Consider the following 15,099-nt stretch of genomic DNA (forward strand, 5'->3'; position numbering starts at 1 on the left):
GGGTTTTCTGTGTACAAAAACAGGGCGATATTATAAATAATATCGCCCTGCTGATTGTCCGCCTGTCATGCATAAGAGTGCAGCATACGGTCATAACGAACAGATTTAACTTTCCGTCCCTTTTTACTGCTGAGAGCGCATATCCATGATCATTTTTCCGTCATAATCGGCACCAACAACAATGTTAGGCACTTCACCTTTGTATTTTCCTGCTTTGATTTGTTCTATTTCAAGCTGTTTCCAGTTAATCATCTCACGGGTGATTGTCTTCTGTAATGCGGCGTTAGCTTCAGATTCTTTCTGGGCAGCATATAAACGGGCATCGGCTTCCTGGCGCATTGCATAAGAGCTGGCCTGAGCATTACGTTCACGGGCAAGCGCCTGCTGTTCTGCTGATTCACGTTCGGCCTGTGCGATAACCACTTTTTTCTGTGCCAGCTCACGCTCTTTCTCAGCTTCCGCTTTTGCCTGGTTTATCTGCTCCTGACGCATTTTGGTATTCACAACCTGCTCCTGGACCACTTCCGGCAGCGTAATATCCTGGATCATAATCTCTTTGATCGTATAACCGTAAGGTGAGGCGTAACCCTGAATAGCATCACGGATAGAGTCCTGTAATTTCCGCTGAGTGTCAGCGGTATACAGATCCTGTGCGTTGGCAACATCTTTCCCGAATTCCAGAATCGTGGAAATCAGTTTCTGGCGGACATATTTATCCAGAGCTTCACTTTCTGTACCGCCGTTAATACGGAGGATCGGGGCTTTGGCGCCATCAAACTGGAGCATCACGGTAATATCCACAATGGATTTCAGTTTATCCTGTGACGGTACACGTAACTCTTTCAGTGACACCCGGATATCCTTTGTGGAATAGGTATCAAATGTCATAAACGGATTAATCGGAAAATGCAGCCCGGCATCATAGGCGACCGGATCGACCTTACCTAAGAAAGTCCCGACCTTTACCGAACCATCCTGAACAATGGTATATGAATTAAAGGTAGCCACCCCTGCAACCAGAAGAATAACGGCAGCGATCATCAATTTGATCACTGACTTCAGTTTGACCGGATTTGCGGCCTTCATCATTTGCATGTCTCTTCCCTATAAGATATTTCTTAGTTAATGTCGTTTTTATAAATACTGTTTTGTGTATCAGTCATACTTTTTTTGCCCCGCTATTATTCATAAAATACAGAAATGAGCAAATGCAGCTCCGGCCGGAAAAACACCGTCTGTACAAAATAGCCGGTACGATCAGATAACTGTAAATGCCATCTTTGAAGAAAAAGTACAACCAATTGAAATATATGAAAATATAATAAAAAGCAACCAACACAACAATCATGCCTTGTAACATAATTTGTACAACTCTGTAATAAATTCATCCATTTGATGTCATTTTATTTTCAAATATGAATATAATTATTATTTGCTATATAATACCGTATAATAAAAACCAAGAGCTCAATTGCAGCACAAAATATCGCAGCTACCTGTAGATCAAGTTTTTCCACTTCCGGAAATTTAAATCAACTTGTTGATTTTTATCATTTTCACAAAAAATAAAAAAAGGATACATTCCTGAAACCTGCCAACTACCCGGATTTTATACTCTTGTTAGTTGTATAGTTACTTACTATAATACAACGGTATTTTCAACAGGTAATAACCCATCAGAAATGACATCATTTCTGCCTATAAAACGGAATTATTTATAAATAATATTCCGGTAAAACTTATTACCTTTATATCAGATTTCATCTGACCATTATTTTATTTAATAAAAAACACATGCCATTTTCCGGACGGATATTTTATTACCTTAAAATAAGATCTCTTTTTTATGAAAACGACCAGATAAATAAACAGGAATTAATTATGAAAAAAACACTTGCTGCATTTATTGCTGCCTCATGTGCTGTTACTGCATTTACAGCACACAGTGCTGCGAATAATACCGTTCGTTTTATCGGTGAAGTCGCAAATCAGACATGCTCACTCGATATTAACGGTACAGATAAAAGTCCGGTTGTATTATTACCGACAGTCCCTGTAAAAGATTTTAAAAATACTGTCGGCACCACTACTGGTGATACTGAATTTACGATCAATATCAGCGGATGTACTGCCACCACTGAACCGAATATGGAAAAAACACTGAGTATCGCATTTGTCGGTAACTCCGTTACCACCGCCAAAAACCTGGGTAATACCGGTGATGCTGATGGTGTTTCCATTCAGTTAGTGGACAATAACGCGGTGAATCTTGAATTCACGCCGGGTGACTTAATTAAATCATCACAAAAAATCAATATTGCTGCTGATGGTTCTGTTGCTCCGGTTAATTTTGTTGCCCGTTACTATGCTGAAAAAAGCGCAGTAACCGCAGGCAGTGTTATCGCCAGCGCACAATACGCTATTACGTATAAATAATAAATTCCTGCAGGTATAAATAAAATAATAAACGGCACGTTATCTGCCGTCAGATACGTGCCGCTATAAGGTTATACAATGAAAAAATATTCATTATTTATTATATTAAGCCTTCTCACTGCTTTTCATGCTAGTGCCAGTGTCACGATGCTGGGAAACCGGATTATTTACAATGAAAACAGCCGGGATAAAACCCTGGTATTTTCAAATGACAATGATACACCGTCACTGGTTCAGATTTGGACAGATATTAATAATCCAAAATCATCACCGGATAATGCCGATGGCCCGTTTGTCGCCGTACCGGCTATTTTTAATATTGCAGACAACAGTAAGCAAAATGTCAAACTGACCTATACCGGCGGTAAATTGCCTGATGATCGTGAGAGTGTGTTTTACTTTAATTATCTGAGTATTCCTTCCGTCAAAAAAGAAGATGCCGAAAAAAATAAACTGATGATCGTCGTCACTAACCGTATGAAATTATTTTACCGCCCGGCAAAAATCGGGAATGACGCCGGTGACGTGATCAACAAACTTGAATTCCGCCGCCAGGGCAGCACGCTTGATGTCCGCAACCCGACACCTTTTTATGCCAGCGTTTCCTCTGCCGCATTATCTGCCGGAAAAAAACAAGGGCAGATTGATAATACCTCAATGATAGCCCCCTTTTCCTCGGCGCAATGGGCCTTACCTGCCGGTTATCAGACCGGAAACGTCACCCTGATCCTGGGTGTTATTAATGACTATGGTGCCGAAAAAACGCGCTCAGTTACCCTGAACTGATAATGACAGGCACGATAATAATATGAGAAACATTATCCCCTTTTTTGCCCGTAACAGAATAACGCTGATACTTCTGAGCTGTTGCCTCAGTGGTATAAATACCGCGCGGGCAGAAGATAATGACGATTATTATTTTGACCCGTCACTGATACGCGGGAATACCCTGACCAACAGTGCCCTGCAGACATTTAATACCCGTAATGCCGTTCCGCCCGGTGTGTATAAAGTTGATCTTCTGATCAATGACCAGTTTATTGCTCAGATACCCGTCACGTTTAAAGACGATCAGGACGGGAAAATCTCAGCTTGTCTGACACCGGAACAAATCCGCTTAACCGGACTGAAAGAGGAACCCGCACTTTCCGGGGATACCGAATGTTATTTCCCGGCCGCGATCGGGAAAAATATCACCAGCCGCTTTAATAATGCAGAACTGAAACTGAACCTGACGATCCCGCAGGCCATGCTTTCCGGTAACCGGCAGAAACGGATCCCGCAGGAAAGTCTGGACAGCGGCGAAACCATGTTATTCGCCAACTATAACGCCAACCAGTATCACGTCAGTTATACCGACAGCCGCACCCGTGACATGAATTCCACCTACCTGAGCCTGAACGGCGGATTTAATCTGGGATTATGGAGTTTCCGTCAGGAAAGTCAGTATAACTGGTCTGACAGCACCGGCGGAAAATGGAACACCAGCCGCCGTTATATCCAGCGTGCGCTTTATGAGATCGGCAGTAAATTATTAATCGGCGAAGGCTTCACCTCCGGTAATTTTTTATCCGGTATGGGATTTAAAGGTGTCAGTCTGAGTACCGATGAGCGGATGCTGCCGGATAATGAACGCGGATATGCCCCCCGTATTCAGGGGATCGCCAACAGTAACGCCAAAGTCACTGTCTGGCAGGGAAATCAGCAAATTTACTCTGTCACTGTTGCTCCCGGCCCGTTTGAAATAAACGATCTGTATTCCACAAACTACGCCGGTGACCTGCGGGTGGAAGTGACAGAGGCGGATGGCAGCGTAAACAGTTTTATTGTGCCCTTTTCCGCAGTACCGGAGTCCGTCCGGCCCGGCAGCACAAAATACTCGGTGACCGCAGGGAAAACCCGGTTTACCGGCAGCAATGATAATTTCAGCGAAGTGGTGATTCAGCACGGCCTGACAAACCAGGTCACCCTGAATGCGGCCGGTCAGGTGGCGAAAGGCTATCAGGCCATACTGCTGGGTGGCGTGCATACCAACCGTTTCGGGGCATTCAGCATTAACGCCACACTGTCCAATGCAAAATTACCCGGCACCACCGAAACCGGCTGGCGTTTTCATGCCTCCTACAGCAAGACATTTCAGCCGACAGATACCTCGGTCACCCTGTCCAGCTATCATTATTCCACCAATGGTTTCCGGACTCTGAATGACAAACTGAGCGCGGATTATTTCGCCGGTAACACGGTATCAGAGACAGACTTCCGTATTCTGCGCCAGCGTTCCCGTTTTGACATCACCCTGAGCCAGAATCTTAACCAGTACGGAAATCTGGGATTGTCCGCATCACGGGAAAATTACCATAATTCCGGCGAAAAAAATGACCAGCTGCAACTCTCCTGGAGCAAAATTTTTGATAACCGGGTGGCGGTCAATCTTTCCGTTGCCAGGATGACCAACGCCTCAGCAGCTGACGGTTTGCAGCCGGACAGCAGTGTGCGCAGCGGGAAAAGTCAGAATTTCGTCTCCCTCGGGATCAGCATGCCGCTGGGTGATCAGCGCTATTCACCGAATATTTCATTTTCGGCCAATCACACCCGGGGACGGAATGATTATCAGACTAACCTTTCCGGCCTGACCGGAACAGAATCTCAGCCGATCAGTTACGGCCTGAGCTATATTTCAGATGACCGGCTGAGTCAGGGAACAATCTCCGGCTCTCTGCAGACACAACTGCCGGTGACCAATCTGCGCGTCAGTGCCGCCAAAGCCCCGGACTACCGGCAGGCTTCCGCCGGTGCTCAGGGATCGCTGGTCTTACACCGCGGCGGACTTACCGCAGGGCCTTATCTCAGTGATACCTTTGCCATTGTCGAGGCAAAAGGCGCTCAGGGAGCGAAAGTGGTCAGTGGCGGAACCGTCAGCAGCAGCGGCTATGCGCTGGTGCCGTCTCTGATCCCGTATCAGTACAACGCCGTGATGCTGAGCAGCGAAGGGATTGATACACAGGCTGAAATCAGCCGTCCGGAACAGAAAGTGGCGCCCTACAGTGGTGCGATGCTGCGGATAAAATATGATACGAATGCCGGTCAGCCGGTGTTAATCACCCTGCTGTATGCCGGCGGGAAAGCCATTCCGATGGGCAGCCAGGTACTGAATGAAAATGATCAGGTACTAGGGATGACCGGCCAGGCCAATCAGCTCTATTTCCGGGCCGATAAACCGGAAGGAAAACTGCGGATTGTATGGGGTGATGGTCCCGGCAATACCTGCAGTACCACTTACCGGCTGCCGGATGATAAACCGGTGCCTCTGGTTTCAATGGCACTGCCGTGTCAGTAACTGCGGAAACTCTTTTATGACCAGAATAATCAAAACGTTACTTATTTCCTTCATCACATTAACGGCATTTTACAGTGTCAGTGCGGATGCCAGATGTGTGCGGATCACTAAAAAACAGACCGGTGCGGATGTCTCCGGGCTGGGCACCGGACTGGGTAATATCAATATGACCAGCGCGTACCTCCAGCCTGTCGGAACAGTTCTCGCTTCTTCGGTCACCAGCTGGACACAATCCCCGTTATTTCCCGATCCGGATGAAGTACTGTACGAGTGTGACGCCGCAGATAAAGGCAGTATCTTTGAATTATTCGCCACCAATGGTGATGATCGTCACGGCGGATTTTTTGATATCGGCAAAACCGATGGTTATGAAAACTATTACGCCACCTGGTTTCCGTATACTGCCATCCGTTTTACCCATATGAATTCCGGTCAGGTATTTACCCGCTACTGGCAGAGAACCCCGATCACCACCTATGCGACCACCGCAAACGGAAAAATTCAGATCCGCGTGCGGGACATCAGTGCCATGAAAGTGGATTTAATCAAAGTCAGCACACTCCCGCCCCGCTCCGGCGCGGCCAGTGCATACTGCGGCAGCGGCATGGCACCAACAACCGGTACCTCCACTTACCGCTGCACCCAGCCGAACGCCTATGTGATTTTCGAGGGACCGACCGGCTATGTCTACCCGAAAGAAGGTACTGATTCCGCCTATCATTATGAGGGATTCAATTATGTCTGGTGGATGTCAATCGGGATGAACGGCTCACCGGTTTCCTCGTATTCCCATGATGCCACCTGTGCCGCCCGCAATGTCACGCCGCTGGTGCAGCTGCCGCGCATTTCCGCCGGGCAGCTTAATGCCGGGCAGACCGTCAGCAGCGCCTTTGATATCACCGTGGAGTGCGATAATGCCGTGGTGTCCGGCGTGGGTACAGCCCAGACATCCGTCGGATTACAGACATCACAGGAAGCTTACAGCAAAGCACAGCAGCTCGGGCTGGTGAACAGCGCCGGTGGTGTGGAATATTTACTGTCCGATGGTTATGGTACAGTACCGTCAGTGGCAACCGGTACCGGGATCCGGCTCAGTAATGCCGTCACCGGACAACAGATGCCGTTTGTCGGCTGGAACGGTTGCAACGGCTCCACGCCATGTTCAGCGAATACCGCCAATCAGGCCGGATGGTTTCCGGTACTGTCCGGCGCGTCTTCCGCCGGTTCATCCGCCACAGGCTACACCAGTTATCTGATCCGGCTGACCGCAACGCTGACCCGCCTGCCGGGGCAACAGGCACAGCCCGGTAATGTCGATGCCAAAGCCTATGTGCTGATTAAAGTTCAGTAAGGGAGCAACATGAAACGATACTCTTCTGTTCCCTGTCGTGCCCTGATTCTGGCTGCACTGCTGCTGTTCACCACTTCTGCGGCGGTCGCCGGTATGCTGGCATCATCAACCCGGGTGATTTTTCAGGAAGGCCAGGCACGGAAAACCCTGCTGCTCGCCAATACCAATGATTATCCGGTGCTGGTTCAGGTCTGGGTGGATAACGGTGAAAACAGCGGCGTTCCGGGAGAGGACAAATACCCGTTTGTGGCACTTCCGGCCATTTTTACCGCTGATCCGCAGTCACGCAGCAATCTTGAGATAATTTATAACGGCACGCCGCTGCCGTCTGATCGTGAATCCGTCTTCTGGCTGAATTTATATGAAAATCCGGCTGTCAAAACAGCGGACAGTGATAAAAATAAAGTGCTGATGGCAATGAATACTCAGATGAAGATTTTTTATCGTCCCGCCGGATTAACCGCCCCGCTGAGCAAGCGGCTTGAAACACTCACCTTCTCTTACCGGGAAGCGGATGGCAGGATCGCGGTCACTGCCCGCAATCCGTCACCTTATTATCTGTCCTTATCCTCGCTGTCACTGACGGACGGGAACCGGCACTACCCGGCAACCGCCATGCCGGACATGATGATTGCACCGTCCGGGGAAAAAACCTATATCATCGATGGCGCTTCCGGCATCACAGCAGGAACATATAAAACTGAAGCGGTGTTTATTGATGATAACGGACAATCCCTGACACTATCCCGTGAACGATAGCTGTGTGGTATGAATGGCAGCAATAATACATCTTTCGCTGATAAGTGATTATGAGTAGTATGTAAGAGCACTTAATAGTGCTGACTTTGTAAGCCGGACAGACGGCAGAAGGATTCTGCCGTCTGTCCTTTTACGGATATTGCGGGTCACACAATATTAATTGTTCACATCAACAACCACACGGCCGCGGATTTCGCCGTTCAGCAAACTGTGCGCTGCCGGAATGGCTTCATTTAACGGGATCACCCGGCTGATGGTTTCCAGCTGTGCCGGATCAGTCAGTTCAGCCAGCTGTTTCCATGCCGCCACACGATCTGCCTGCGGGCGCATCACACTGTCGATACCGATCAGGCTCACACCTCTGAGGATAAACGGTGCAACAGTCCCGTTAAAATCCATACCCTGTGCCAGGCCGCAGGCCGCCACAACACCGCCATACTGAGTACCGGCACAGACACCGGCCAGCGTGTGGCTGCCCACACTGTCAATCGCCGCCGCCCAGCGCTCTTTGGTCAGCGGTTTGCCCGGTACAGATAACTCATTGCGATCCATAATTTCAGATGCGCCCAGCGTATCAATCAGATACGCAGTATCGGCAGTACGGCCTGTGGAAGCGATAACCTCAAAACCTAATTTTGACAGCAGAGAAACCGCGAAGCTGCCCACGCCGCCGCTGGCACCGGTCACCAGTACTTTACCGGATTCTTTGGTGATCCCCTGTTTCAGCAGAGCCTGAACCGCCAGCATTGCCGTATAACCCGCGGTACCGATCATCATCGCCTGCTTTGTACTCATTCCGGCCGGTAACGGTGTCAGCCAGCTGTCTTTCACTTTTGCCACCTGAGACAGTCCGCCCCAGTATTTTTCACCGACACTCCAGCCGTTGAGCAGTACTTTATCACCCGCTTTATAATGCTCAGAGCTGCTTTCGGTCACGGTACCGGCAAAATCAATGCCCGGGATCATCGGGAAACTGCGCACAACCGGGCTTTTACCGGTAATTGCCAGGCCATCTTTATAGTTCAGCGTGGAGTAGTCAATCTGCACTGTCACATTGTGATCCGGCAGCTGTGATTCATCGAGCTGAGCCAGCTTTGCAGTGTAGCCGTCAGTGTTTTCAATCAGAATGCAGTTAAACATGGTGTTATCCTTTTATGAATATAGACCAGTTGTCTGGTTAATTGTAAAAAAATTTATTAAATACACACCGGAATGTTAACAGCGGCGATATTTAATAAATTATTCTGCAACACTATCTCAGGCTTTATCCGCCCGTATTTGTGCCATAAAAACCGTGATAAACAGATCCAGCGGCTCACTGTTGCGGGTCAGTTTGGCGCGCATTACCGCCCCTTCCCAGCCTGTCCAGAAAAAAGCCGCCATTTGCCTGCAATCTGTTTTACCGGAAATAAGCTGCTGTTTCTGTGCCTCCAGAAGGCAGATTTCCACTTTCTTCTGCCAGCCGGTAATAATTTCATCGAGTATTTCGCAATACCCCGCCGGCAGGCTGGCCACTTCCTGGCCGAGGTTCCCCACCAGACAGCCGCGCTGCCAGTGATATTTTTCCATCCCGGCTTTGGCGGTCAGATAAAATGCCCGCAGTCTTTCCGGCGGCAGCAGCGTGGTATCAGACAAACATTTATCCAGCAGGCGGGAAAAATAGCTGTCATAATTACGCATGATTTCCAGACCAAACTGCTCTTTACTGTCAAAGTAATAGTAAAAAGAGCCCTTCGGCACACCGACTTTTTTCAGGATCCCGTTAATATCCGAGGTCATATACCCTTTTTCGGTAAACATCTCCATGCCGCTGCGGATCAGCATTTTTTTTACATCCGCACCCGCATCATGATTTTTCGGCGGTCGTCCCCGTTTCGGTTTTGTGATTACTGATGTCATTGTGTCTTTACCTCTGTCATGCGGAATAATATAGACCGGTTGTCTGGTAAATGCCATGTCTTTTTTATGCCGTGATTGACCGGTACTTATTTCTGTAATGAGGTTCCGCGATCTGAGCCCCCGGGCTGGCTTACCTGTCATCCCTTCCGTCTGTTGTGATAACCACAGCGGTACAACGCTCAAACGTGAGCGTTGTTATTTATTGATGCTTACTTGCCTTACCCTTTGATTCCTCACCTGAAGAATTGTGCTCCAGCTCTTTGGCAAGAAAGTAGTTTAAGAACGTTCTGATCACGGCGATAATTGCCAGCTTAATGAGGCTGTCTAAATCAGGGTCAACGGTAGTAAGCAAAATATCCGCTGCAAGCTGAAATTCCAGAGCCATTGCCAGCCAGTTACCGAAATAAAAACGAGCAACTCTGCCATTTTTTACCGTAATTAAAATATACAGCGTTTTAACAAGCCCTGTCGCGACGCAAATGACGGATATAGCTTCAAGAAAAAGCTGCAGATAGCTAACACCTGAGATTAACAGCTCACGTAAAAAAACCAGATCCCACATTGCATACCCCTTAAATGCATTGTAACGCACTGATATAATAAATATTCATTTACCCAATAACAGCGCAGCACGATGAATGAATCTGCGTTTATTGTGTTTCATCTGTCAGCTGAAACACAAGCTCTATTTAATTAAACTGCGATTTTTCTTCTTAACGCAATAATGGTTACGGTTCTTTAAGATTTACTATTTGTATTTGCCACTATTCAGCCCGCTTTTACGGGCTTCTTAAAGTGTCCGAAAACGCCCATGTAAGGCGTCTTCGGTATGATCTTATTATCAGCGGGTATTAAAACCTGTTATTTTACCTGTCACAAAGTGATAAATTTTTTACATAGGTGGTGGGTGACATCCACGAAATTTTCCCGCATGTTTCATATCCCTTATCGAGAAGATAGATATTTACAGCAAAAGAAACAGGGAAGCTGATAAATAACCCGGCTATACCCAAATATAATAAGTATCTCATTATTAATTTATTATATTTCATCAAAAAAATGAAAAAAATTGATTTTTTCCCAAGAGAAAATTCAACTATACTTACTAACATAACGTACAATAAAAGCCGTGTTGTTATTATATACTCTAAACCAGAGTGAAACCAAAAACCAAAAATAGTTGATTAATACCCACATTTCCGCGCAGGTAATCCCCCATATACCCATCCCGGGTGGATTATTTTTTTATACGACACACAATGTCCTTAATATCATTGAATTCTGCTTGATTTTGTTTAATTCCGATATTTAATGTCAACACATAATTAACACGAGTATTATTTTTTGATTATTTTGCAAATAGCATCACTAAATACATTTTTTTCAACTGTACGTTTGTGGCCTTTTTGTTTTGGGGTGGACAGAAGTTGAGTACTAAAGATGGGCTGAATCACAAAAAAGATAAAGACACCCATTAAAACACCCGTACTTTTATTTTTGATAGTGTCTGTACGACTAACTCTTTATTTTTAAAAGCCCATGAAACATGGGCAAATAAAAGTGGTACAACGTTGTAGTGATACGGTAGTTCTGTTTTTTATGTCGGCATGTTAACTAAAATGTTTCCCAGTCATCCTCGTCATTATTTTTCAGTTTTTTTATATCGGGCCGCTGTAATGGTACCACGGTGCTGGTTTTAACGTTGCTCTTCAGTTCTCCTGCCTGTATCTGAAAAACAGATACCGCCTGAGTCAGTCTGCCTGCCTGCTCTTCCAGTGACGCAGCTGCAGCTGCTGACTGCTCAACTAACGCGGCATTCTGCTGGGTCACCCGGTCCATTTCTGTCACCGCCACACCCACCTGGTCAATCCCGCGACTCTGTTCGTCCGAGGCGGAGGCTATCTCACTCATAATATCAGTGACGCGGGTGACGGCGCTGACAATTTCATCCATCGTTTCACCGGCGCGCTCAACCAGTACCGCACCGGTATCGACTCTGCCGACTGAATCTTCGATCAGGGTTTTGATTTCCCGGGCTGCCTGCGCACTGCGCTGGGCCAGATTGCGCACTTCACCGGCAACGACCGCAAATCCCCGGCCCTGCTCACCGGCACGGGCGGCTTCCACAGCAGCATTCAGCGCCAGAATGTTGGTCTGGAAGGCGATACCGTCAATCACACTGATGATATCGGCGATTTTCTTCGAGCTGTCGCCGATACCGCGCATGGTCTCCACAACATCATCCACCACTTTCCCGCCGCGTTCTGCGGTCTCGGAGGCAGTCAGCGCCAGATGACTGGCCTGACGGGCATTATCGGCATTCTGACGCACGGTGGCGGTCAGCTCCTCCATACTGGCGGCGGTTTCTTCAAGAGACGCAGCCTGTTGCTCAGTCCGTGAAGAGAGGTCGTTATTACCGGCCGAGATCTCACTGGCTCCGCTGTAAATAGCATTGGCTCCATCACGGACATCACCGACGGTGACCGCCAGTTCATGCTGCATATGGCACAATGTTTCCGCGAGTATCATTATTTCATTAGCACCTGAAATAGTAATATTTTTTGACAGATTTCCTCTGGCTATATCCTGAATATTATCAACAACATTATTCAATGGAGAAATAATGACTTTTTTAATGTAAACCCAGGAAAGTATGATTAATAGTAATGACGTTAAAATGATAGCCATGGATATATATATTGTTTTGTTATAGTCATCATATGAATCCTGAATGGTTTTTTCATATGAATTTATATATCCATCCTGGTATACATCATAGCTTCTGTCAAAATCCCGGGCGATAGACGTTAAGTTATTCCCGCTAAATGCAGCAACGTCATTCCCCTTTAAAAGTTTAATGGAATTATTTAATTCATCCCGGTATTTATTAAATGATTCATTTAATTTTACCAGGTCATTGCTACTTATAAATTCAGCGGGTTGCTCAATAAACGAGCTCCAGATTTCCCCGGATTTATCTATTTCCTTTACTGCAGCACTTAAACTATCCGAAGGCGCACCTCCTTTACCTGAGGAAATTTCATTTGCTGCCTTTTGAATAAAGTACCCGGCTTTTCGTAACCTATATATAACATCATCTGCATCTGCTGCATTTTTTGTATTGATACTATCAGCAATGTCGCTTGAGTGATTTTTTTCTGCATAAGTAATCGTCAGAGAGATACTTACTATCTGAATTACGAAGAACAATAACAAGATAAAAAGAAAAGAAGCTGATATTTTAATTCGATTAAACATGGGGAGATATTCTTTGTTGGTATTACATGATGCAATAATTTTACCATGAATATGTTATTTTAATGTATCAATAACAACTCACTTTCGTTTCGTTATTACCTGGTTATTGTTTCTTTTTTGTTATTGAAACTCGCAATTTGTCTGTTTGTGAGTAAATTGATATTTAAAAATATGTTCTCTTCTGTGAGGATAATGTCTGCATTCAGATCACCGATGAGTATGGGGTTAGTTGCAAAAATTAAGTTGATGATGAACACAGACGTCGTCGTCTCTTTCAGAGGAAAAACGAAACGAATTTCCGAAGCCGGAAAAAACGAAAGGCGGGACTTTTTTTGGGATGGTCTGAAACTGTTTATGAGGATTGGGTCAGTAGTGAAAAATAAAAATACTAACCACACCCGTTACTTAACCCGTTTTCTGGCAGGCTTTCTTTCCCTGACATATAACTTATTGTTTTATATGGTACCCCTACAGGATTCGATATAGAGACATTATTTATTGATAAATAACAAATATTCTCCATTCAATTATCTACCATGCCCCCTATAATGCCCCCTTTTGTTTTTGTAAGGCTTCCCTTGGGATATTTTTTAAACATACAGATACAGAATGATAAGAGTGTACTGTATTGCGAAAATATCACCTCCACCGTAATTTATTGCAGATAATGAAACACCGACCAGGCAGAACCCTACCCGTAATCTCCCCGTCACTTTCCATCTGATTGATACTGTTGTTTTGTACACATCAAATTGAGTTGTGCAAAATCAGCAATCCGATACCAGCACACCGAGCCACCCCGATAATATCGGGTCAGTTAAATGGCAGATTTCTGCCACTTTGTGTAAGGCGGGATATCAGGGCGGAATAAATACAGACCGGCAGTCCGTCAGATCAACTCAAAACGCCTTATAGCATTGACGTTTCGTTGACGTGTGGTTATCAGAATAATCAGGCTGCACGCTCCGCTGTCTCTGGCTTAGAGACACATTCAGGCATGATCAATTCGCGCTTACAGATATTATTTTCTATAAGGCTGGTTTTCGGTAACGTCAAACGGGCAGGCTACCCCATCCGGATAACGTCAACGATTTCTAGGACTTTTGGTCAATGTAACGTCAAAATTGACGCGGCTAATATCAATATTGACACTAACTTTTACTAACGGGTAACTATCTGCGCCCCGGTAAGCTGATACCCGTTAAACCACTCATGCCGACCAGTGGCAATAACCCGGCACCCTCTCTGGCAGGTCATCAGTTCCAGTGCGTTCATATCAAATGCCACCAGCTTTAGCGGGTACGGGCTGCGGCGTTCGCTTTCTGCCTGAATGGTCATTGTTGCCATTATCTTACCGGTTGCCGTCTTAACCCGCTGAGGTGGTTTTGTGACAGTGCCGGTTACTGTGGCTGTGATGGGCTTTGCTTTTCTGTATGTACGCATGATTCACCTGGTTCATTGAGTCGGTGTACGGCAATGCCGCATACCCCTATTACTGAGACTGCGGATAGTATAACGCATTGATAACGTTTAATTCCGGTGAATCAACGGAATCACTACTGCCATTGGTCACTGAATCAATGACCGACGATGATACGGGATAATCCCGCATGTAAAACCTTGCCGTAATCTTGCCGTTACCCCGCCCCTGCCCTTCACCGTTATATAGCCCTGATCCTTGTTGTAATCTTGTTGTTCTTCGAGACCGTCACTTTGTCCCGCGTATATAAATCCTCACCGTAATCTCACCGTCAGGCTGTGTGTTCGGGACCGTAATGGGACCGTGGTGCTGAGGTGATTGGTGAGGGTGACATAGATTAACGCGCTGATATCTATCCAGAGTGTGATTTAGCATTCTGGCATGAGCCACCGATATCGGAGCCTCCTGTCCGATCATTGTCCTGATACAGGCAGCGGATAGCGTAGTGTGAGCTGGTGGGCTGTCCGGTGTTTGTCCGATACCTCAGCGGCAACCATTCCGGTGATACCAACAAAATGATACGCAGGAGCATACGGGCTATTCCGCTGCGTACCGGTCTGCGTACTTCACTACAACATA

Annotated in this window: 12 protein-coding genes; 5 read left to right on the forward strand and 7 right to left on the reverse strand. The window is 46.3% G+C overall.

The genetic code is table 11. The annotated features are described in order from the left end of the window. Nucleotides 1–123 precede the first annotated feature (123 nt). On the reverse strand, nucleotides 124–1,095 hold the full coding sequence (locus U868_RS0100895) for an SPFH domain-containing protein (protein ID WP_080694297.1): 972 nt from the start codon (nucleotides 1,093–1,095) through the stop codon (nucleotides 124–126). Nucleotides 1,096–1,881: 786 nt separating this feature from the next. On the opposite strand from U868_RS0100895, the gene U868_RS0100900 reads away from it, so the two are divergent. The 5 genes from U868_RS0100900 (at nucleotide 1,882) to U868_RS0100920 (ending at nucleotide 7,883) form a co-directional block, all read left to right on the forward strand. After that, nucleotides 1,882–2,436 carry a fimbrial protein gene (locus U868_RS0100900; protein ID WP_025151643.1) on the forward strand — a complete coding sequence of 185 codons (555 nt, stop codon included), beginning with the start codon at nucleotides 1,882–1,884 and terminating at the stop codon, nucleotides 2,434–2,436. Nucleotides 2,437–2,583: 147 nt separating this feature from the next. Further along, nucleotides 2,584–3,222: a fimbrial biogenesis chaperone gene (locus U868_RS0100905; protein ID WP_240182638.1), complete on the forward strand. Its 639-nt coding sequence runs from the start codon at nucleotides 2,584–2,586 to the stop codon at nucleotides 3,220–3,222. A 22-nt stretch (nucleotides 3,223–3,244) separates the two neighbouring features. Beyond that, nucleotides 3,245–5,773 carry a fimbria/pilus outer membrane usher protein gene (locus U868_RS0100910; protein WP_051583005.1) on the forward strand — a complete coding sequence of 843 codons (2,529 nt, stop codon included), beginning with the start codon at nucleotides 3,245–3,247 and terminating at the stop codon, nucleotides 5,771–5,773. Nucleotides 5,774–5,789: 16 nt separating this feature from the next. After that, on the forward strand, nucleotides 5,790–7,124 hold the full coding sequence (locus U868_RS0100915) for a fimbrial protein (protein WP_025151646.1): 1,335 nt from the start codon (nucleotides 5,790–5,792) through the stop codon (nucleotides 7,122–7,124). A gap of 9 nt (nucleotides 7,125–7,133) precedes the next feature. After that, the gene (locus U868_RS0100920; RefSeq protein WP_029990439.1) at nucleotides 7,134–7,883 is read left to right on the forward strand and encodes a fimbrial biogenesis chaperone; all 750 of its coding nucleotides are present in this window, start codon (nucleotides 7,134–7,136) and stop codon (nucleotides 7,881–7,883) included. A gap of 156 nt (nucleotides 7,884–8,039) precedes the next feature. Here U868_RS0100920 and U868_RS0100925 read toward each other — a convergent pair whose 3' ends face one another. The 6 genes from U868_RS0100925 to U868_RS0100955 all read right to left on the reverse strand — a co-directional run bounded on the left by U868_RS0100925 (nucleotide 8,040) and on the right by U868_RS0100955 (nucleotide 14,483). Next, nucleotides 8,040–9,023, reverse strand: a complete 984-nt coding sequence (locus tag U868_RS0100925) for an MDR family oxidoreductase (protein ID WP_025151648.1) — start codon at nucleotides 9,021–9,023, stop codon at nucleotides 8,040–8,042. Between the two features lie 117 nt (nucleotides 9,024–9,140). Continuing rightward, nucleotides 9,141–9,782, reverse strand: a complete 642-nt coding sequence (locus tag U868_RS0100930; protein WP_025151649.1) for a TetR/AcrR family transcriptional regulator — start codon at nucleotides 9,780–9,782, stop codon at nucleotides 9,141–9,143. Nucleotides 9,783–9,981: 199 nt separating this feature from the next. Continuing rightward, entirely contained in the window at nucleotides 9,982–10,344 is a 363-nt protein-coding gene (locus tag U868_RS0100935; protein WP_025151650.1) for a DUF1622 domain-containing protein, read from the reverse strand. Between the two features lie 304 nt (nucleotides 10,345–10,648). Next, nucleotides 10,649–10,960, reverse strand: coding sequence for a DUF1240 domain-containing protein (locus U868_RS24335; RefSeq protein WP_345840320.1), 312 nt, complete (start codon nucleotides 10,958–10,960; stop codon nucleotides 10,649–10,651). A gap of 436 nt (nucleotides 10,961–11,396) precedes the next feature. Beyond that, nucleotides 11,397–13,040, reverse strand: coding sequence for a methyl-accepting chemotaxis protein (locus tag U868_RS25820; protein WP_025151651.1), 1,644 nt, complete (start codon nucleotides 13,038–13,040; stop codon nucleotides 11,397–11,399). A gap of 1,161 nt (nucleotides 13,041–14,201) precedes the next feature. Beyond that, complete coding sequence (locus tag U868_RS0100955) at nucleotides 14,202–14,483, reverse strand: hypothetical protein (protein ID WP_025151653.1); 282 nt, start codon at nucleotides 14,481–14,483, stop codon at nucleotides 14,202–14,204. Nucleotides 14,484–15,099 lie beyond the last annotated feature (616 nt).

This window comes from Morganella morganii H1r (assembly GCF_000633515.1).
GTDB lineage: Bacteria > Pseudomonadota > Gammaproteobacteria > Enterobacterales > Enterobacteriaceae > Morganella > Morganella morganii_B.